This window comes from Bacteroides rodentium JCM 16496 (genome assembly GCF_000614125.1).
GTDB classification, from domain to species: Bacteria; Bacteroidota; Bacteroidia; order Bacteroidales; family Bacteroidaceae; genus Bacteroides; species Bacteroides rodentium.
The window spans coordinates 1-21,055 of sequence record NZ_BAKJ01000026.1 but is presented as its reverse complement, the minus strand read 5'-3'; the positions used below and the strand labels follow the sequence as shown (position 1 = coordinate 21,055).

At 51.5% G+C, this 21,055-nt stretch carries 18 protein-coding genes and 1 pseudogene; 17 read left to right on the top strand and 2 right to left on the bottom strand.

Annotated features, from left to right (window positions below; translation table 11 throughout):
- Nucleotides 1–125 precede the first annotated feature (125 nt).
- The 9 genes and pseudogenes from JCM16496_RS12400 to JCM16496_RS12365 all read left to right on the top strand — a co-directional run bounded on the left by JCM16496_RS12400 (nucleotide 126) and on the right by JCM16496_RS12365 (nucleotide 10,337).
- On the top strand, nucleotides 126–917 hold the full coding sequence (locus JCM16496_RS12400) for an undecaprenyl-diphosphate phosphatase (protein ID WP_025834624.1): 792 nt from the start codon (nucleotides 126–128) through the stop codon (nucleotides 915–917).
- Nucleotides 918–1,209: 292 nt separating this feature from the next.
- Complete coding sequence (gene truB / locus JCM16496_RS12395) at nucleotides 1,210–1,917, top strand: tRNA pseudouridine(55) synthase TruB (RefSeq protein WP_025834623.1); 708 nt, start codon at nucleotides 1,210–1,212, stop codon at nucleotides 1,915–1,917.
- A 34-nt stretch (nucleotides 1,918–1,951) separates the two neighbouring features.
- Nucleotides 1,952–3,009, top strand: a pseudogene (queA, locus tag JCM16496_RS12390) (tRNA preQ1(34) S-adenosylmethionine ribosyltransferase-isomerase QueA).
- Nucleotides 3,010–3,011: 2 nt separating this feature from the next.
- A complete protein-coding gene (folK, locus tag JCM16496_RS12385) occupies nucleotides 3,012–3,488 on the top strand; it encodes a 2-amino-4-hydroxy-6-hydroxymethyldihydropteridine diphosphokinase (protein WP_005825297.1) in 477 nt (158 codons plus the stop codon).
- A 300-nt stretch (nucleotides 3,489–3,788) separates the two neighbouring features.
- Nucleotides 3,789–5,081, top strand: a complete 1,293-nt coding sequence (gene metK / locus JCM16496_RS12380; protein ID WP_025834620.1) for a methionine adenosyltransferase — start codon at nucleotides 3,789–3,791, stop codon at nucleotides 5,079–5,081.
- Between the two features lie 150 nt (nucleotides 5,082–5,231).
- Nucleotides 5,232–6,869 carry a tetratricopeptide repeat protein gene (locus JCM16496_RS12375; protein WP_025834618.1) on the top strand — a complete coding sequence of 546 codons (1,638 nt, stop codon included), beginning with the start codon at nucleotides 5,232–5,234 and terminating at the stop codon, nucleotides 6,867–6,869.
- A gap of 148 nt (nucleotides 6,870–7,017) precedes the next feature.
- On the top strand, nucleotides 7,018–9,249 hold the full coding sequence (locus JCM16496_RS12370; RefSeq protein ID WP_025834617.1) for a TonB-dependent receptor: 2,232 nt from the start codon (nucleotides 7,018–7,020) through the stop codon (nucleotides 9,247–9,249).
- A 75-nt stretch (nucleotides 9,250–9,324) separates the two neighbouring features.
- Nucleotides 9,325–9,564 carry a hypothetical protein gene (locus JCM16496_RS23815; RefSeq protein WP_244440358.1) on the top strand — a complete coding sequence of 80 codons (240 nt, stop codon included), beginning with the start codon at nucleotides 9,325–9,327 and terminating at the stop codon, nucleotides 9,562–9,564.
- Nucleotides 9,561–10,337 carry a DUF4249 family protein gene (locus JCM16496_RS12365; RefSeq protein WP_244440357.1) on the top strand — a complete coding sequence of 259 codons (777 nt, stop codon included), beginning with the start codon at nucleotides 9,561–9,563 and terminating at the stop codon, nucleotides 10,335–10,337. The genes JCM16496_RS23815 and JCM16496_RS12365 overlap by 4 nt, the downstream gene beginning before the upstream one ends.
- Before the next feature lie 91 nt (nucleotides 10,338–10,428).
- Here JCM16496_RS12365 and JCM16496_RS12360 read toward each other — a convergent pair whose 3' ends face one another.
- Nucleotides 10,429–12,387, bottom strand: coding sequence for a tetratricopeptide repeat-containing sensor histidine kinase (locus JCM16496_RS12360; RefSeq protein ID WP_025834614.1), 1,959 nt, complete (start codon nucleotides 12,385–12,387; stop codon nucleotides 10,429–10,431).
- Between the two features lie 161 nt (nucleotides 12,388–12,548).
- Nucleotides 12,549–13,274: a LexA family transcriptional regulator gene (locus JCM16496_RS12355; RefSeq protein WP_025834612.1), complete on the bottom strand. Its 726-nt coding sequence runs from the start codon at nucleotides 13,272–13,274 to the stop codon at nucleotides 12,549–12,551.
- A 173-nt stretch (nucleotides 13,275–13,447) separates the two neighbouring features.
- Between JCM16496_RS12355 and JCM16496_RS12350 the strand changes: the two genes are divergently transcribed.
- From JCM16496_RS12350 to JCM16496_RS21875, 8 genes are all read left to right on the top strand, one after another.
- Nucleotides 13,448–13,933 carry a hypothetical protein gene (locus JCM16496_RS12350; RefSeq protein WP_128809579.1) on the top strand — a complete coding sequence of 162 codons (486 nt, stop codon included), beginning with the start codon at nucleotides 13,448–13,450 and terminating at the stop codon, nucleotides 13,931–13,933.
- A 57-nt stretch (nucleotides 13,934–13,990) separates the two neighbouring features.
- Nucleotides 13,991–15,226: a DUF4373 domain-containing protein gene (locus tag JCM16496_RS12345; protein WP_025834608.1), complete on the top strand. Its 1,236-nt coding sequence runs from the start codon at nucleotides 13,991–13,993 to the stop codon at nucleotides 15,224–15,226.
- 155 nt (nucleotides 15,227–15,381) lie between these two features.
- A complete protein-coding gene (locus JCM16496_RS12340) occupies nucleotides 15,382–15,867 on the top strand; it encodes an HU family DNA-binding protein (protein WP_025834606.1) in 486 nt (161 codons plus the stop codon).
- 144 nt (nucleotides 15,868–16,011) lie between these two features.
- Nucleotides 16,012–16,452: an N-acetylmuramoyl-L-alanine amidase gene (locus JCM16496_RS12335; protein ID WP_025834604.1), complete on the top strand. Its 441-nt coding sequence runs from the start codon at nucleotides 16,012–16,014 to the stop codon at nucleotides 16,450–16,452.
- Nucleotides 16,453–16,489: 37 nt separating this feature from the next.
- Entirely contained in the window at nucleotides 16,490–16,591 is a 102-nt protein-coding gene (locus JCM16496_RS22705) for a smalltalk protein (RefSeq protein ID WP_159102455.1), read from the top strand.
- Between the two features lie 166 nt (nucleotides 16,592–16,757).
- A complete protein-coding gene (locus JCM16496_RS12325; RefSeq protein ID WP_025834602.1) occupies nucleotides 16,758–18,248 on the top strand; it encodes a hypothetical protein in 1,491 nt (496 codons plus the stop codon).
- An 89-nt stretch (nucleotides 18,249–18,337) separates the two neighbouring features.
- Nucleotides 18,338–20,194, top strand: a complete 1,857-nt coding sequence (locus JCM16496_RS12320) for an RHS repeat domain-containing protein (protein ID WP_128809578.1) — start codon at nucleotides 18,338–18,340, stop codon at nucleotides 20,192–20,194.
- Between the two features lie 12 nt (nucleotides 20,195–20,206).
- A partial coding sequence (locus JCM16496_RS21875) for a DUF6443 domain-containing protein (protein WP_244440356.1) occupies nucleotides 20,207–21,055 on the top strand: 849 nt, incomplete at its 3' end.

The following is a 21,055-nucleotide window of genomic DNA, read 5'->3' as shown; positions in this document are numbered from 1 at the left end:
TATTAGAAATCCGCGTCATCTGCGTTATCCGCGTCTGAAAAATAATCAGAAAGAAAGTAGTAACAGAGCTTCCGGACAGCCTCTTCGGCAACTCAAAAACTCAAGAACTTAAAAACTTAAACAAATTGGAATGGTTTGAAGCGCTTATCCTTGGGCTTATTCAAGGACTGACCGAATATCTGCCGGTGAGCAGTAGCGGACACCTCGCCATCGGTTCGGCATTGTTCGGCATTGAGGGAGAGGAGAATCTTGCCTTTACGATAGTGGTACATGTGGCCACGGTGCTCAGTACGCTGGTGATACTCTGGAAAGAGATTGACTGGATTTTCAAGGGACTGTTCAAGTGGCAGATGAACGAGGAGACACGTTACGTCATCAATATCTTGGTATCCATGATACCTATCGGCATTGTGGGGGTATTCTTCAAGGACGAAGTAGAGGACATTTTCGGTTCGGGACTGGTCGTTGTGGGCTGCTGCCTGCTGCTGACAGCTCTGCTGCTGTCTTTCTCCTATTATTATAAGCCGAAGCAGAAGGAGAACATCAGCATGAAGGATGCCTTCATCATCGGTCTGGCACAAGCATGCGCGGTGCTTCCGGGGCTTTCCCGTTCGGGAAGCACCATTGCAACCGGTCTGTTGCTGGGCGACAACAAGGCGAAGCTGGCACAGTTCTCTTTCCTGATGGTGATGCCTCCCATTCTGGGCGAGGCACTGCTGGATGGAATGAAGATGATGAAAGGTGAGGCGGTTGCAGGGGATATTCCGACACTTTCGCTGGTGGTAGGTTTTCTGGCTGCTTTTGTTTCGGGCTGCCTGGCCTGCAAGTGGATGATAAATATCGTGAAGAAGGGCAAACTGATTTATTTTGCCATCTATTGCGCGATAGCCGGTGTCATAACGCTCATATTAAGCTAAAGTCCCCTCCTTGTGTGGGGGAAAGACTGAGAAACTGATTTGATTTTCTTTTTTCAGTTTTCCTCAGCATCTTCTGAGTTTGTTTTCGGTCTTTTCATCTGTTTTTCTTCGTCACATAGCCCGCTATGCTCCTCAGTAAAACAGATGAAAATCCTCAAAAACAATTCTCAGAAGAAAGCTGAAAATAAAATCAAAACAGTTTCTGATTACTCCGGAAATCAATAAGAGAAAAATATTAAGTTGTACCATTTTATCCCCCTCCCTACCGGGGAGGGGTTAGGGGAGAGGGCCAATGAATTTTAAAGAAGGAGAAGTCCTTTATTTCAATAAACCGCTGGGATGGACATCGTTCAAGGTTGTGGGACATGCGCGTTACCACATCTGCCGGCGGATAAAGGAGAAGAAGCTGAAAGTAGGCCATGCCGGTACCCTCGACCCGCTTGCTACGGGGGTGATGATTGTCTGTACGGGCAAGGCCACGAAACGGATTGAGGAATTCCAGTATCACACGAAGGAGTACGTCGCCACCATCCGGTTGGGCGCCACCACTCCCTCTTACGACCTGGAACATGAGATAGATGCCACCTATCCCACGGAGCACATCACCCGCGGACTGGTGGAGGAGACGCTGAAGAAGTTCATCGGCGAGATACAGCAAGTGCCTCCCGCCTTCTCGGCATGTATGGTGAACGGGAAACGTGCCTACGACCTTGCCCGCAAGGGAGAGGAGGTAGAGCTGAAACCCAAGTTGCTCGTCATCGACGAGATAGAGCTGCTGGACGACGGGCTGGGCATTGCCGAACCGTGGATAAAAGTACGCGTAGTATGCAGCAAAGGAACCTATATCCGCGCCCTGGCACGTGACATCGGCGAAGCCCTGCAGAGCGGCGCCCACCTCACCGCCTTGGAGCGTACCCGTGTAGGCGACGTCCGGCTGACAGACTGCCTCAATCCCCTCGATTTCAAAGAGTGGATAGACGCGCAGGAGATAGATAAATAATAAATAACTCATAACTTATAACTCATAACTAATTATGAAACTGTCGCAATTCAAATTCAAGCTTCCCGAAGAGAAGATAGCTTTGCACCCCACGAAGTACAGAGACGAGTCACGTCTGCTGGTGTTGCACCGTAAGACGGGTGAGATTGAGCACAAGATGTTCAAGGATGTTCTGGACTATTTTGATGACAAAGATGTGTTTATCTTCAACGACACCAAGGTTTTCCCTGCCCGCTTGTACGGCAACAAGGAAAAGACCGGTGCGCGTATTGAAGTGTTCCTGTTGCGTGAGTTGAACGAAGAGCTCCGGTTGTGGGATGTACTGGTGGACCCTGCCCGTAAAATACGTATCGGCAACAAGCTCTACTTCGGTGACGACGACTCCATGGTGGCCGAGGTTATCGACAACACCACTTCGCGTGGGCGTACGCTTCGTTTCCTTTACGACGGTCCGCACGATGAGTTCAAGAAGGCACTCTATGCGCTGGGCGAAACGCCGCTGCCCCACAGCATCATCAACCGTCCCGTAGAGCCGGACGATGCCGAACGTTTCCAGTCCATCTTTGCACGCAACGAAGGAGCTGTTACGGCGCCTACCGCCAGCCTGCACTTCAGCCGCGAGCTGATGAAGCGTATGGAAATCAAGGGTATTGACTTTGCCTACATCACCCTGCATGCCGGCTTGGGTAACTTCCGTGACATTGATGTGGAAGACCTCACCAAGCACAAGACAGACTCCGAGCAGATGATTGTGAACGAGGAAGCCGTGCGGATTGTGAACCATGCCAAAGACCTGAACCGCCAAGTCTGTGCCGTAGGTACCACCGTGATGCGTGCCATCGAGAGCACCGTCAGCACCGACGGACATTTGAAGGAATACGAGGGTTGGACCAACAAGTTCATCTTCCCGCCGTACGACTTTACCGTGGCCAATGCATGATATCCAACTTCCACATGCCGCTCAGTACCCTGCTGATGATTGTTGCCGCTTTCGGTGGTTACGAGCAGGTGATGGAGGCATACAATGTGGCATTGAAGGAAGAGTACCGCTTTGGTACGTATGGAGATGCAATGCTGATTACAGACCGGTAATTATGGTTGTTTATTTCAGTCTTGGTACCAATCTCGGCGATAAGGAGCAGAACCTCCGCATGGCCGTCCAAAAGATAAGAAAGCAGATAGGGGAAGTGATTTCCCTATCTGCTTTTTATGCTACTGCCCCGTGGGGCTTTTCTTCCGATAATACTTTTCTGAATGCCGCACTCTGCGTAGACACTGCTTTGGCACCTTTGGAGGTGTTGCAAACGACGCAGGAAATCGAGCGGGAGATGGGGCGTACGCACAAGTCTGTCAATGCAGTGTATAGCGACCGTGTGATAGACATCGACCTGCTGCTTTGTTTTGCCGATGACGGTACTCCCGTTTTGCTGGATACGCCCGAACTGAAACTTCCTCATCCGCTGATGCAGGAACGCCGTTTCGTGATGGAGCCGTTGGCGGAGATTGCTTCAGGCGTGGTGCATCCGGTATTGGGAAAGACAATCGGGGAATTGTTGCAAAATCAGTGTTAATCTCTGCTATCTGTAGCGCAGATACAAGATTTCTTTTTTATCTTTGCCTCCGGAAAGCGAAGATAGGCTGCACCTCAGCATAAAAAATGAGCAAGCTCATTTTGTTCTGCGTTCGGTTTGCACTATCTTTGCCCCCGAAAACGATATGTGGAGAGATTTGAGTAGCTTGCAACCACAGAAAAAAATGCTAAAACACATCCTTTTCTGACGGCACGTTTGTGTGCCGGATGCATCTACTCCACACACCTCCCTCTGCCATTCGTTGAATTGTCAATTATCAACTATCAATTCTCAACTGAAATGGGATATTTATTCACATCCGAATCGGTGTCTGAAGGACACCCCGACAAAGTGGCCGATCAAATATCGGACGCTGTGCTTGACAAACTGTTGGCCTACGACCCCAGTTCGAAAGTAGCTTGCGAAACTCTGGTTACTACCGGTCAGGTAGTGCTGGCTGGAGAAGTGAAAACCAAAGCGTACGTTGACATGCCTCTCATCGCACGCGAAGTAATCAAGAAAATCGGCTATACCAAAGGCGAGTATATGTTCGAGAGCAATTCGTGCGGCGTGCTGAGCGCCATCCACGAGCAGAGCCCCGACATCAACCGCGGCGTGGAGCGACAGGACCCCATGGAACAAGGCGCCGGAGACCAGGGAATGATGTTCGGTTACGCCACCAACGAGACGGAGAATTACATGCCGCTTTCACTGGACCTTGCACACCGCATCCTGCAAGTGCTGGCAGATGTCCGTCGCGAAGGCAAGGTGATGACCTACCTCCGTCCCGACGCCAAGAGCCAGGTTACCATCGAATATGATGACAACGGCACACCCGTACGCATCGATACCATCGTAGTTTCCACCCAGCACGACGACTTCGTCCAGCCTGCCGACGACAGTGATGCCGCCCAGCTGAAGGCCGACGAGGAAATGCTCGCCCAAATCCGCCGGGATGTAATCGAGATTCTGATGCCGCGTGTCATTGCTTCCATCCATCATGAAAAGGTGCTGGCACTGTTCAACGACCATATCACATACCACGTCAACCCCACGGGCAAGTTCGTAATCGGTGGTCCTCACGGTGACACCGGGCTGACGGGACGCAAGATTATCGTAGATACCTACGGCGGCAAGGGTGCCCATGGCGGCGGCGCTTTCTCCGGAAAGGACCCCTCTAAGGTAGACCGCAGCGCAGCTTATGCTGCCCGCCACATTGCCAAGAATCTGGTAGCTGCCGGTGTTGCCGACGAAATGCTGGTGCAGGTAAGTTACGCCATCGGTGTGGCACGCCCCATCAATATCTTCGTAGATACTTATGGCCGCAGCCACGTCAATATGAGCGACGGCGAGATTGCCCGTAAGATTGACGAGCTGTTCGACCTCCGCCCCAAGGCGATAGAAGACCGCCTGAAACTGCGCAACCCCATCTATCAGGAGACTGCTGCCTACGGACACATGGGCCGCGAGCCGCAGACCATCGTCAAGCACTTCAAGAGCCGCTACGAAGGCAACAAGGACATTGAAGTGGAGCTCTTCACCTGGGAGAAGCTGGACTATGTGGACAAGGTGAAGGCCGCATTCGGGTTATAATCAGCATAGCTTTACGGCTATTTATATAGAAGGCTGCCCTTCTGCATCTCCGGAAACTCCGGTATATGCAGAAGAGGCGGCTTTTGCGTTTTTGGTAATTTCCTCTAAATGGTGTACCTTTGTATGCAATAAAGAATGTAAGTCTGAACTATGAGATACCTGCTGCTTGCCTTTTCTTTCTTTTTAGCCGCTTCCGTTTTATGCCAGTCGTGCAAGGAGGAGACTACTGCCGCGCGGCCCATGCTCGTGGCGGCAGACTCCATGATGTGGAGCAATCCCGATAGTGCCCTGCTGGTGCTTGAACAGATATCGGCTTCCCGTGAATTGCAGGGAGAAGAACGTGCCTTGTATGCACTGCTGCTGACGCAAGCCCGCTACAAGAGTTGTGTGCCGCTGGAGAATGATTCGCTGATACGGATAGCGGTGAACTATTATAAAGGAGGTAGGGAAAAAGAACGGCTGGCGCAAGCGTACTTTTACTGGGGATGTGTGCATGTGGAAAAGAAGGAGCTGCCGAAGGCGATAGAACTTTATCTGAAGTCGCTGGAGTTGATGCCGGAGGGGAAAGATTCCATATTTAGGGCAATGGTGTATAGCCATTTGGGAAATTGCTATAATGAGCAAGACTTATATTCTACGGCAAGAAAAATGTATAAAAAAGGGTATACCCTATATATAGAAAGGGATTCTACGCGTGCTTGTTATATCTTAAATGATTTGGGAGATGCTTTTTTTTCAGATTATCAGATAGATAGCGCTTTGATATATTATCAGCAGGCATTGGATATAGCTTCTGTTCTTCAGCATACTAATTTGTTGTTTACTATATATAATGACATTGCTGCAATTTATAATGAACAAGGTCGGTATGCAGAATCTGAAGTTTGCATATCAAAAGCATTGCAATATCAATCAAACGAGGATGGCTATATTCTGGCTTGTTCAACTAAAGGTGATATTTTGGGAAATTTGAATCAGAGTGATTCTGCTATTTATTATTGGAACATAGGAGCCACATCACCTAATATATATGTGAAGACGTCGTCTTATCATCATTTATACAAAGAATATCAGAAAAGGCAGAGTTGGGAAGAGGCCATTGGTTATGCCGATTCTTTCTTTGTCTATTACGATTCCATCCAAGCGATGAATGACCGTGCAGAGCTTGATAAACTGATGGATAATCATTTGGTAGAACTTCATAAACGCGAATTGTCTGCCAGAAATCAACAGATAATTGCAGGTTTGGTGGTTGCTTTTCTTGTTCTGGTGGCGATATTGATTATTCTTTATCTGTGGCGCGATGGTCGTAGGAAAAAGAAATATGTAGATTTGCAGCAACGGTTGATGGAAAACCGTGCAGAGGCTATATTCCTGAGCGAAGCCACTGAAGCATCTTCCGATGATAGGAATGCAGAACTGGAGAAATTGGAAAAAGAACGTTTCCGGATTTGTCTGTCCCTGTTTGAAACAACAGCGGGGAGCAGGAAATTGGATGAATTGAAGAAGGCCACTCCTTCCATGCAAATCAAGATAGCAGATACATGCAGGGCATTGATTGTAAGTAATATCCGGAAATCATTTGCCGATGTCATGGGCGACCTAAAAGAACGTTGCCCTAATTTGACGAATGACGACCTTCTTTATTGTGTGTTGTCTCTGCTCCGTTGTCCCAAAGATGTCATTCTGCATATCACCAATGTTTCCGCAGATGCCATAAAAGTAAGGAAAAGCCGCATTAAGGGAAAGATTGAGGGCGATATGTTTCTTCGTATTTTTGACTATTGATAATCAGAGGTATATCTTGTATTTTGTTACTTTTGTTACCTGTTTTTGTAACCTCTGTTACCTCTTTTCCTTTTGCCGATATAAGAAAATTATCTTCCTTCGTCTCGAAATCATTGAATTAATCAGTGAACCAAGAACTGCAAAACGAATGAAGCAACTATTGATTTTTCTCTGCATTCTATTGGGGGAGTGCCAGCTTGCCACTGCCCAGAAAGTTATCGTCCGGGGCCGCGTCACGGATGCCAAGACCGGAGAGATGCTTCCGGATGCCAACGTGCTGGAACGGGAGTCGGGGACGGGAAAGGCTACCAATACATACGGGCTCTACTCTATTTCGCTCCCTGAAGGAAAATGTGTATTGCAATGCTCCATGCTGGGCTACGTCACTTGGAAAGATACGCTCACCTTGAGCGGAAACATGGTGGTGAACATTGCTCTGCACCCCGACGAATATCTGCTGAAAGGCATCGAAGTGGTGGGAAACCGCAGGCATAGCGGACAGTTTGCCTTGGAGTCGGGTGAGATACAAGCCCTGCCCGCGGTGGGCGGCGAGGCCGACCTGATGAAAACCCTGCAATTCCTGCCGGGCGTGCAAAGCGGCAACGAGGGAGCAAACAATATCTCCGTGCGGGGTGGCGGGCAATGGGGAAACCTGGTGCTGCTGGACGAGGCAGTGGTCTATAACCCCACGCATGCCTTGTCTTTCTTTTCCGTTTTCAACAACGATGCCATCCAGAAGGTGAATCTCTATAAATCATTCTTCCCGCTGAAGTACGGCGGGCGCTCTTCGTCGGTGATAGACGTGCGTATGCGCGAGGGCAACAGCAAGCAGAGCGAACGGAGTGCCAGCATCGGGCTGATAGCCTCCAAGCTCCTGCTGGAAGGGCCGTTGCAGAAGGGCAAAAGCTCTTACCTGGTTTCGGGCCGCTTCGGTTATCCGGGGCCGGTGGCCGGCTTGCTGGGCAGTGACCTCGCATCGAAGCCGGAGATGCTCTTCTACGATGTCAATGCCAAGGTGAACTGGGCATGGAACGACCGCAACCGCATTTTCCTCTCGCTCTATAGCGGCGGCGACCACACGTCTTTCCACAAGCTGGTGAAGGGCTACGGCATGGATTGGGGAAATACCACCGCTACCTTGCGTTGGAACCACGTGCTCAGTAATCGCACGAACGTGAACACAAGCGCCGTCTTCAGCAACTACTATTACCGCTACAAGTCTCTTTCCGACGGCCTGCATTATCTGTGGAAGTCGAACATGCAGTCCTACCAGTTGAAGTCGGACTGGGAGACGCACTTCAGCAATACGTTCAGCCTGAAGTCGGGCATCAACCTGCACGCATTTACCACCATGCCCGGGGCGGTGGAGAAATACGGTGATGATTCAAACGTAATCCCTTCGCGGCTTTCCGACAGGAAGTTGTGGGATGCCGCGCTCTATGCCGAGGGGAGTTACCGGTTCTTGCCGCACTTCCGGCTGGATGCCGGCCTGCGGTTCTCGATGCTCCATGCACCGGCTGCATCTGCCTATGAATCGAAGACCTATGTGGTGCCCGAGCCTCGTGCCGAACTTTCCTATACCCCCAATTCCTCCCATCGCTTCACGCTCTCGTACACGCAGGCGGCACAAAGCATACACATGCTCTCCACCTCGTCCGTGGGGCTGCCGTCGGACATGTGGATGCCTGCCAATGCGCTGCTGCAACCGGCGGTAATGAGGCAGGCTGCCGTGGGCTATGAGTACAGTCTTGCACAGAAGAGCTACACCCTTTCGGTAGAAGCCTATGCGCGCCGCACGCGGCATGTGGTGGATTATAAGGAGAATGCCGACATCTTCCAGAACGAGCAGATAGAGACGGAAGTGGAAAGCGGTTGGGCCGAAGGATGTGGCGTGGAGTTCTATCTGTCGAAGAACCGGGGCGCCCTGACCGGCTGGCTGAGCTACACGTTGTCTCGTGCCCGCAACCACATAGGCGGCGAAGAATACCGTCCGGCCTATGACCGCTCGCACAATCTGAAGCTGTTTCTGGACTGGAAGATGGACGAACGCTGGTCGTTCTCCTCCACCTTCTCATACGCTTCGGGCATGAACCTGACGCTGCCCGTGGGGAAATATCATTTCCAGGAGGCCGTGTTCTACATCTATTCCGGTCGTGGCGGCTATCGTGCTCCCGCTTTCCACGAGCTGAACCTTGCCGCCACCTACCGGGTGAAGCCGGGCCGCAGTAGCCTGACGCTTTCGGTGAACAACGTATACAACCGCAAGAACGCTTTTTCGGTCTATGCCGGGCGAGACGGCGACTCTATGGGCAGTTCCCGCATCTACAAGATGTACTTGTATGGCATTGTTCCTTCTCTGGTATATACTTTTAAATTCTGATGGCATAAACATTTACCCGATATGAATCTTTTGTCCGATATGAATCTTTTACCCGATATGAATCTCTTACATGATATGAAAAAGAATCTGCGTATGATGAAACGTTCCCTTCTTCCGGCAGGGTTCTTTCTTTGCACTTTCCTGGCGGGCTGCGAAGAGCCGATTGACATGGATGTTGCGGAGTATCTGCCGGATGCTGTTGTCTTCGAGGGCGTTGTCACGAACGAATCCGTTCCCTGCTTTTTCCGTCTGACGAGGCCTCTCAGCCTCTCGGCAAGCGACGATACTCCTTATGAAGCATCGACGATGCCATGATGGTACTGACGGATGTCACGGAAGATGTCGAGGACACGCTTGCGCTTGTCTCTTCCTATCAGAGCGATTGGGGCAGAGTCTATTTTCATTATTACAACTACTTCACACAGGCCAACGACACGCTTTGGGTGCACAGCAAAGTCGTGCATCCCCGTGCCGGCATCTACGTCACCACCAAAATCCGTGGCACGGAGGGGCACTCCTACAAGCTGGACATTTACCACGGCGGCAAGCACTACCGGTCGGACGTGCAGAAGATGGAACCTGCCCTCGACATCACCGACATGACATATCAGCTGGTGGACTTGGGTGCAAAGGGCAAGAGTCCCGCTCCCTGCATCAGTTTCACCAACCCTCCGGGCCCCAACTACTATCTGTTCGACCATGACATGTACCCGTTCAGGTTGTCCAACGGGGAATCCAGGTTCTACCGCCTCCTGGACAGCGGGAAGTTCTGGACCTATTCCATCGTGAAGGACGACTATCTGGAGGAGGAGGTGAAGGACTTCATCATCGCCGACGGGGAAAACGCCTACGGTTATGGTCCCGGATGGAATTACTTTGCCAGCGATTCCATATTCGTCATGGCGCAGACCATCTCGAAGAGCTGCTACGATGTCTATCACCGGATGATAGACCAGCTCCGCACGGACGGTGGCGCCTATACGCCCATGCCGTCCGACATCAGGAGCAACATCAGCGGCGGCAATGTCTACGGTTGTTTCCGCGTAAGCGCTGTCTCCGTGAAGGGAACGGCGATAAAGAGGCAGTAAGCCCTCTCCGTCCTGCCCGGGAACTTATATCTGCTATCGCTTCGACGCGGATAAAGCGGATTCAGCGGATAAGAATATTGAGAAATCGGCGTCATCTTTCCTCTTCGGCAGACTGGCGGACGGGCAAGATAAACACGAACCTTGCCCCCTCCTTGTACTCCTTGTCCAGCAGCACTTTCCCTTTCAGCCGTTCGGCGATGAGGCGGCAGATGTTGAGTCCCAGGCCGGTGCCTTGCCCGAAGTTATCGGCCTTTTCAAAGCGTTCGAAGATGGTTTCCGAGTATTCCGGGGGAATGCCGGTACCGGTATCGGTGACGGAGAAGGTGACGTATCCGGGATTCTCCGTGAGAGAGCAGTGCAGATGGATTTCGCCCCGGGTGGTGTGTTTCTCGGCATTGGTAAGGAAGTTGATGAGTATTTGGCACACGCGTTGCCCGTCGGTGCTCAGTTCGTAGCAGTCGTCCACTTCGGAGGTGTAGTAGAGGTTTACGCCTTCGGGCTTGCGGTATTCAACGGTGGTTATGGATTCCCGGCAGAGTTTGTTGCAATTGTGCGGCGCTATCTTCATGGTGTATCTGTTGCTTTCCAGCTCGGCTACGCTGAGGATGTCCCCCACCAGTGTGAGGAGGAGGTCGGAATTGTGCTGTATGAGGTGGGCGAAATCCTGTCTTTCTTCTTGGGAAAGGTTCGTATCGGAGGAAGTGATGAGTTGTGAGAAGCCCACGATAGAGTTGAGCGGTGTGCGTATTTCGTGACTCATGTTCTGCAGGAAAATGCTTTTTGCTTTGTTGGCAGTTTCGGCTTGGTCGCGTGCTTCCAGAAGTTCCTCGTTCTTGTGGCATAGTTCGAGGTTGACTTTACGTTTGCGTTGGAGGTAAAGCATCAGGAAAAGCAGGGATAACAGCAAGAAGCCGGTGATAATGCTGAAAAGAGTGATGCGGTAGCGCGAGGCGGTCTGCATGTTTTCCATTTTCAGGCGTTCGGCACCTATCTGGGTGTTCAGTTCGGCGATGTCCGACAGTTGCAGGAGATTGTTCGTCGAATCTTGCTGCTGGTGGTATTCTTTCAGATATTTGATGGCATTGGGATAGTCTTTGGTGTATTCGTAAATGTACGCATGGTATTGCGGGCCTTTGTTGGGCAATAGGTCGGCGTGGGCATGGGCCTGTCCATACTGTTTGTCCAGTATGTTCCTGTAGATGTGGGCTATTTGCAGGGAAGCGTTGGCAGAGAGCTTGCAGCAGTCCGCCATTTGCACGGCTTCTTTATAGCAGTCGTTGAATTCATCCATACGTTCCTGCTTGAACAGTACCAGGCATTTCTCTATCATTGCTTGGGCTGTGTTCCGTTCCGTTTTGGCGCTCTTCAAGGCTTTTTCGCAATAGTCCAGTGCGGTGGTGTAGTCTTTCCGGGTGGAGCGGTAATATTCGGCAAGGTGCGAGTATAGCTGGCTGGGATCCTGGTCGGGCATATTCTTCAGCATATAGTCCAAGGCTTCCTGATAGTATTGGGCAGAGAGGTCGGAGTTTCCGCGTGATTTGTAGATGTGCCCCATGGAACGGATACAGCTGAAGATGCCGTAAGGGTATCTGTCGGCAAAAGCTTGCTTTTTCATTTTCTCCGCTTTCTGCAAGGCGAGCAATGAGCGTTGTTGGTTCAGGAAATAAACTATTTCGCTGCTCCAAGCGTAGTAATAATATTGCAGATAGTTATTGGCGCGTGAAATTTCTTTCAGGTTAGTGGATGCCTCTTCTATTTTACTATCGTCTTTTTGAGACATATAGAACTGCAGGGGGATGGTGTATGCCAGGCATTGTGCTTTTTTGTCACCAAGTTTCAGAGCTTGCTGATACAAAGTGTCGGCCACCAGCAACCCTTCCTGCTGGCGTGCCTGCTTGGAAGCCCGCTGGTAGATGGGGTAGAGTGCATCGTCTATCTTGTAGGGATTGTCCTGTGCTGCGGAAGGTAGTGATACCCATGCCGAAAGCACCAGGAAACATAACCTTGAAAGAATGTACTTTCCCTTTGCTCTGTTGGATGGAATAAGCATGTTTTTCTTTTTCCGGATACTATTATTATGCCTATGACATCGCAAAAATAAGATAAAAAGCATAAATTACAAATTTTCCATTTGTATAATTCTTCTGTCTACTTGTTAAATAATCCTTGCCGGGAGTGTTCTTACGAAACTTCCGGTGATAATGCCGCCCTCTACATCATCATGTTCTTCCTTATCGAGAACTTCACTATCGCCATGGCGTTGATGGCCGCCAGCGGCAGGTCCATGGGGTCGTGGTGGGTGTTGTAGCTCACCAGGCGGATGCAGTCCGGCTGTTCGGAGTGGTTGACGTACTTCACTGCCAGGTATTCGTCGCCGCCGCGCTGGAAGGAAACGAGATACATTTCACCGTAGATGACGTCGGTGAAGTCGCGGATGGACCTGAAGCCTACGATGTCGCCCGCCTTGAGGATGGGATACATCGAGTCGCCCGAGACGTAGACGGCACCGTCGCACACGGGGATGTTGGGAATTACAATCCGTCCCAAGGCGTACTGCGGGCGGTCTGCCAGCAGTGTCTTCAGGTTGGCGGCGGCAGATATGTCGTAGAGGGTGACGCTGCGGTCGTCCACGGGGTCGGATGTTTTCGGTGTGTGAAGTATTTCCACTTCACCGTCTATCAGTTCGCTTTTGCAGCTCTTCCGCTGGCGGGCGGGGCTTCCCTTGCCCGTGAGCAGCCAGTTGTAGTCCACGTCGGGATATTTGCCCAGCAGCAGGGGGAAGTCGATGCTGTTTCGTGCGCCCCAGTTACTCAGGGTGGAACGCGATATGCCCAGGAAGTCGGCCAACTGGCTGTCCGACTTGAAATCGTTCACGCGCTTGGCGCGCCTGATGATGTCTGCGGCGCAGAACATCGTGCCTTTGTTGTTTTCGCTCATACCGTTATATTGTTTCAATGTCTGTCTTGTAATCCGTTGTATCTTACTCTGTTGATGTTTTCGTTGAATGGATTCCTATAAAATATTTGTTTTAATCAAGAAAACATTTTTATCTTTGCCGCAACAAAGATAATCGGTTTGTTTATTTTATGCAAACAAAAAGAGATGATATTATGGAAAATTATTCAAAAACAAGAGAACAAGGTCACTTATCCGAAACGTCCGGGTTGTCAGACACCGGATTCCAAGCCGTCAGCGTCCGGACTCTGACACGTCAAGTACCGGACTTTGACACGTCAGTATCCGGTGTCTGTCAACCCGCCCTGCCGTTGCACCGTTGCGGCGGGTGCCACCGGCTGCTTCCTGCCGAAGCCTTCTATGCCGACCGCCAAGGCCGTGTGGCCGACCATTATTGCAAAGAGTGCCGCCGTGCCGCCAACCGCAAGAACCGCAAGCGCCGCCGGCTCTCCCAGGAACTCTCCGGCGGATGCCCGGATGCCGCATCACCGGAGCCCCGCTATGTGGTCATCACCAACTTGAAGAACCGCAGCGAGCGGCTTCCTCTCATCATCAACGCTTTGGAGACCATCCGCCAGCGTAAGAAGCGATACCGGGACAAACTGCACGAACGCGAGCTGCGCGAGTTTGAAACCCCATAATCATGCGGACATGCAGTTACCGCATATTGAATATTTGGAATCTTAATTCTTATCAACATGGCAAAAATCAAGAAACGGGGGCTCGACTACTTCCCCGTCAACACAGACTTCCTGCAAAGCCGCCTGATGCGGCGCATCATGAAGCGCGAGGGCGATGTGGCTCCCACCGCGCTGTTGCAAGTATATTCGGCCGTCTATGCCGGCGAGGGCTACTACGTTGTGGCCGACTCCCTCTTCTACGACGACCTTGCCGACTGCTTCTACCGCCTGGAGCCGGACGCCGTGGAGCGTATCATCGCCCTTGCCGTGGAATACGGACTGTTCGATGCCGCGCTCTTCAGCCGGTACGGCATCCTTACTTCAGCCGACATCCAACGGCAATTCCTCTTCAGCAAGAGAAGGCGCACGCCCGAAAGCATAGACCCGCGCTACCGCTTGCTGCCCGCCGAGGGCGAAACGGAAGGCGAAGGCGGAAGCAAATGCGGAAGTGAAAGCGAAGATGAAGGCGATTGTCCTGCTCCGGAGAGTGTCTCAAAATCGGGGGAAAATGTCTCAAAAGATGTAACATTTTCCGGGAAAAGTGTTACATCTGCCTCCGAATCTGTATCCGGAAATGTCACATCTTCGCCCGAAAAAGTCACACCCGTTCTCGATGAAATGGGACAAAACAGACCCGAAAGTGTCACATTTCAGACCGAAAACGTCACATTTTCGACCGAAAACGACGGAAAAGCGCATTTTGGTACCCATAGCATAGAACAGGATAGCAAAGAACAGCAAAGCAAAGCAGAGCATAGCGCAGCAGAGCAAAGCAAAGAACACCCCCTCCTCAACGTCTCCCCCGAAACCGGGGGCGGTGGGCCTGCGGCTGCAAGGGGGAGGGAAGAGCCTGCCGGAAGGGGGGAGGACGATTCTTCGGGAAAAGCCCTGGGCGGGAGAGCTGATGCCGGAACGGCTTTTTTCGGGACTGTTCCCGCTGTAACGGCTCCTCCCGGAGCGACCGATGCCGGGCACCCCGTTTCGGACAAGTCCCGCCGCACGGTTCCCCGCGAGTGGACCCTTGCCGACATCGACCGCCTGCAAGCCCCTTCCGACGGCCAGCGGCGCAACCTGGACGGGCTGCGGATCAGCCTGCGCCAGTTCAACGTCCCGCCCCGCGAGCAGTATGCCATCATCCTGAAGAGCAACTTCGGCGTGATAGGCCACCCCATGTGGAAGGGCTTCAATGCCCTGCGCGAAAGCCACGGCAAGATACGCCTGCCGGGGCACTATCTGCTGAGCCTCTGCAAATAGCCGGGCAGGCTGCGGGGAAAATGAAAAAGTTTTCATTCTGTTGAACGCTTTTGCGGAATCCGTTCTTCCGGTGCGGATTTGTTCCGTATATTTGCAATGTGGTTAAGCTTAATACACAAAACACAAAATCATTCACAATTTAAAACCTAAAGATTATGCCAGTACTTTACAAGACATTCCAATCGAAGAAAGAGAACAAAGAGAACCAGAAACTTTTCCACCCCCGTGTGGTACACGTAGGCACGGTGGGCACCATCCAGCTTGCCAAGGAGATAGCCGAATACTCATCGCTCTCCACCGGCGATGTGAAGAACACCATCGACAACCTGGTGCTGGTGATGACCAAGCACCTGCAATCTTCCGAATCGGTCACGGTGGAAGGGCTGGGCACCTTCGGACTCGTGCTCCGCTCGCGCGGCAAGGGAGCTGCCACCGCCGCCGAGGTAACCGCCGCCCAAGCCCTGCTTGCCGTGCGCTTCACCCCCACGAGCACCAAGAACCAGGACCGCACCACTGCCACCCGTGCGCTGATGACCGGTGTGAAGTGCGTGCCCTACAGCAAGGACACCGCCTCTGCCGGAGGCAACACTCCCGATGGCGGCGGCATAGACGGTGACCAGACGGACAACCCGTTGGGATAAACCTTACAACACAAACACATTCTCTCCCCCATTCCCCTGAGGGAGAGGGGAATAATCCCCACCCATCAAGCACGTGTAAGAGATGTGCGGGAGTTTTCTCCTTCCCCTCCGGAGAATCGAGGGTTTAAACACAAACTGAATATCATGCGAAAAATAGACTACATCGTGGTGCATTGCAGCGCCACGCGGGAGGGCTGCACGCTTACTCCCGAGGCTCTGGAAGCAGAGCACCGCCGCCGCGGCTTCCGCACGACGGGCTATCACTACTACATCCGCCGCGACGGCGCCACCGTCCCCACCCGCCCTCTGGAGCTTGCCGGGGCGCACGCGAAAGGCTACAACAAGCACTCCATCGGCATCTGCTACGAAGGCGGACTGGACACTGCGGGCCGCCCCAAGGACACCCGGACCCCGGAACAGCGCTCGGCCCTGCGCCTGCTGGTGCACCAGCTGCTACAGCAGTTCCGCAACGCCCGTGTCTGCGGCCACCGCGACCTCAGCCCCGACCTGGACGGAGACGGGACGGTGGAGCCGAGGGAGTGGGTGAAGCAGTGCCCGTGCTTCGACGTGGCGAAGGAGCTGTAAGACCTTATTAACCATTAATCATTAACCATTATTCATCATGAAAATAAGCAAAGAAACCTGGAAAGAAATCCTGAAGATTGTGGGTACCATCGTTGCCACCATCGCCAGCGTGCTGGGTGTGCAGGCGATGCCGCTGTAAGAAACTGAACGACAACTGCCCTGCCTACAGTTTGGCATGCAAAGCTATCAGCGGGGCAGTTTTATAAAAAAGAACATTCGTTCAAGTTTCGCATGTCCTCCATTGAACGCAAATCATTGGATTTGCAAGACTCAAAACTTTTACTCATTGGAAAATACAAAAAAACATGAAGCAAACAATTTACATTCTATTTATCTGCCTATGGCATACAATTGCCACGTTTGCGCAGTCAGACAATATTCTTATCTCTAATGTGACTCCACCCTCCCCTCATGCACAAAGTCTGCTGAAGGTAGGACATTTTCCGGTGTCCAGGCATACAGGGGTACCGGACATTACCATCCCCCTTCATACCATCCGACTGAAAGATTTTTCTTTTCCCGTCTCTCTTTCCTACAATGCCTCAGGCATCAAGGTAAATGAGGAGGCCACCCGGGTGGGGCTGGGCTGGACATTGAATGCCGGTGGAGTTGTGACTCATACTGTGAGAGGGCGCTATCAAGACTTCTGCGAATGGGCTTATTTCAATAGCCCACCGGATAACCAACTGCAAGACATCAAGAATATCTATCACATGGATACCTACCTTACGCAGGGAGCAGGCACTTCTTTGCCGTTTGCCCTGCCCCAAGGCATGAGCCATGAGACTCTGTACAGAGCCTTGACGAGCGAGAAATACGTTGAGTGTGGCGGTACGGAACTGGCTCCTGACATCTTTCACTATCAGTTTCCGGGATATTCGGGAAAGTTCATATTTTCTCATTCGGGCAATATTGTGAAGGAAAAAGAAGATAATGTGCGCATCACGCCACTTAAGGAAAATGATGCTATGGGCCATCCCAAACTGATTGGCTGGATAATGGCTGCTCCCGATGGCACTGAATATCGCTTTGAACAGACCGAGCAGACTGTTTTTGCGGACCGTCCGCGTGCGGAAAGCTATTTCAGCGCTTTCTATCTGACACAGATAAAGACTGCGGGCGGAGCTGTTGCCACACTTAGTTACAAGACTGAAAAACGCTATTTGGCTTCTTTCTCCAATATTGAGGATGACCTGATGGAGCAATATATCACCACCGATATGGCCTATTATGATGTGGCCTATCTGGATAAAATCAGTTATCCGGGTGGCTGCATCAGTTTTGAGTATGCTGCCGACCGTTTGGATTATAGTCCGGAAGTGCGTTTGTCGGCCATTTGTATCAATGATGCTTCGGGCAACAATCTAAGCAAATGGGAGTTGACCCAAGGGTATTTTGTTTCCAATTCCAATCGCGGGTCAGATGTGCCCCCCCTTGACCAACTGAATCGCAGGTTGTCCAGCCACGTTTATTACAACTCGACCTGGAACAACGGCATGTTTACACAGGACTGGAACACCAAAAGGCTGAAATTGACCGGGCTTAAACATACGGCAAGCGGTGTGTCTTCCCCCGAATCCTACTCTTTTTCCTACAATGAAGCAGCTTTGCCCACCAAGCTGTCGGCGGCCCGCGATCATTGGGGGTATTATAACGGTGCAAACAATAAAAGCCTGATTCCCACCTACTGCTATAACAGCAATCAAAAGGACAATTCCATCATCTTGAATTATGGAGCAGTGCCGACCGCGAACCCAATCCGGCATACGCACAGGCATTCCAGTTACAGCAGATAACCTACCCGACCGGAGGAACGGCCGAATTCGTTTTTGAATCGAATGTATATAAGACGGACGACTTTGAGCAAGACCCCTATAAAAAGGATTTGATGTACCATTTGCAAGAAGTCGTGGTATCGGGCAACCAGCAACAAGGGTTGAACAATATCCCCTTTGTCACTACTTCGTTCACCATATCCAAAAACAATCAGCCTTTCCCCCTCTCTATCAAGATGCTGACAGACCACAGCCTCTATGGCGGCATTACAGAACTGGAGATAAGCATCCGAAGGAATGTGAATGATGCATCTCCTTTGTGGAAGTATGGCTATAATTCTACCAATCTGCCTAACCCGCAGCATGCCACACGCGATACTCTGGTGACTAATTATTGGAGCAATATCACGCTGCCTGCCGGTACTTATGTCCTTTATGTGGGTGGTTCGCTGTTGAAACAGTTGAAGTCAGTCGAGGCGTCCGGAAAGTTGGTCACTTATCCTGACGACTATATCGCCACCCACCCTTATAGCATTGGCGGAGGTCTCCGTGTGAAAGAAATCTGCTACCGGGATACGGACAATAAAGTGTTGCATACGAAAAAGCATTATTACAGCACCAACAACTCGTTTGCCGACTATTACACCTCCGGTCGTCTGATGGCCTATCCGCGCTATAAGAAGGACTACCGTTCTACGGGTATCAACGGATTCCGGGAAGACGGCTATTCCGTGGGTTACAGCACTGTCTACACAGAAGACTTTGACAAGGACGGAAACAAGGTTGGCCTGCAGGAATACCACTACATGAACATTCCCGACAAGCACTTATGCTACAGCTGGTGGGACGACAGACTCCCCTACGGTACGGGCATAGAAGCCAAGGATGAAAACCCGCAGGGCGTGGGCGCTTATAAATATTCGGAAAACGGCACTTTGCTGAAGGAGGTGGTATATGCCTACAAGAACGGCAGTTACACCAAGAAGCGTGAAACGGTCTATACGTATGGAGGACTGGGTGACGGCCCTTACATTATATGGGGTATCCAAAAGGCTCCCATACTGGCAAACGGGCGTGAGAACTCTCCCGTTTGTTACGAAGAAAATGCCATGAAAACCCTTGTCGACATTTATGGCTCGGATGCCGGCAGTGCATTGAATACCAAGATTCCCAATGGCTACCTCTATCCTGCCATCCGTCCGATGCAGAAGATGCTGAATAAGAAGATGGAAACCCGGTATGAGGATAACGGGCAGTTTACTCTTGTGACTACTTACGAACAGGACCCGGTGCACTTCCTGAATACCAGCGAGACTTTGGTTTCGGATGGAGAGACATTGAAACGTACGGAGTACACCTATCCGTTTGACAAGCCGGGGGATGCCGTGATGAAACGTCTGGCCGATGATAACCGCATCCTTGAACCGGTGGAGGTAAATGAGGAGTCGGACGGAAGTTTGAAACAGGTCTCTTATGAATATGCCTTGTTTGGCAATATCCCTCGTCTCTCTGCCGCCAAACGGAATACCGGTGCGGGCGGAGCGCTTGAAACCCGTGTCACTTGTCATAAATATGACGCTTATGGCAATCCTCTGCACGTCTCTGCCGATGAAACGGGAGATGTGACTTTTCTCTGGAGTTACCAAGGCATGTATCCGGTGGCAAAAATAGAGAATGCCACGTATGATGAAGTCAAGTCTGCGTTAGGTGTCGCTCCCGAGTCACTTTCTTCCTCTGCTGCCCCTAATATGATACAGATAGACGGACTTAGGTCTAAACTGGGCAAGGCACATGTCACCACCTATACCCATAGGCCTCAAATGGGGCTGCTGACCGAAACATCTCCGGCGGGCACGACGACCTATTACGGTTACGACAATTTCGGTCGTCTGTCAGAGGTCTGGCTCATGGAAGGCTCTTCCAAGAAAGTGCTTCAATCCTATGAATACAATTACGTTAATCCCTAAAAGAACATGACCATGAATAAGATTTTAAGATATATACTATTGATATTCACTTTGGGCATCTCTTTGGAAATACACTCCCAAAGCACCGATCCCGCAACAGTTTCTTTCAGCAAGGACAAGAATTATGTGGCTACGCTCACTCCCCTCAACGGGGTCTCATCCGTGGCTTGCAACAACGGTACAATCAGCAATTACGAAAGCGGCAACGTCCAGGTCTCCATTTGTTATACGGACGGTCTGGGACGTCCGGCGCAGCAAGTAGACTACCGCGCCTCTCCTTCGGGAAAGGATTTGGTGAGCCTGCAGGAGTACACTTCCCTTGATGTGCCGGAAAAGCACTGGCTGCCGGTGGCTTTCAGTGCGGGTGGGGCATATACCGCACCCTCCTCTGTCACCGCACAGGCACGGACGAGCTACGGCGACACCGCTCCTTACGATATGTCTTCCTATGAGGAGCCGGTATACCGTCGCCTTTGCGAGGAGTATGGCGCGGGACAATTGTGGCACGACAACCGGAAGCGCGTGCAGACCGTTTACCTGACAAACAAGACGGGTGACAGCCGCCTTGACTGCATCCGCTACAAGGTCGACGGCAATTCCCCGGTGCCATCCGGCAGCTATGCCTCCGGTGAACTGTCAGTGTTGCAGACCACCGACGAGGACGGCAACTCCTCCTATCAATTTACCGACAAACTGGGTCGCAGGGTATTGCAACGCCGTGTCAGCGCCAACGGGAACCACGACACCTACTATGTGTACGACAACCGCGGCAATCTCCGCTTTGTTCTTCCCCCGTGCCTTCAGGGGGAAGTGATTTCTCAGGATAGGCTGGACGCGTTGGCCTACCGCTATGAGTATGAC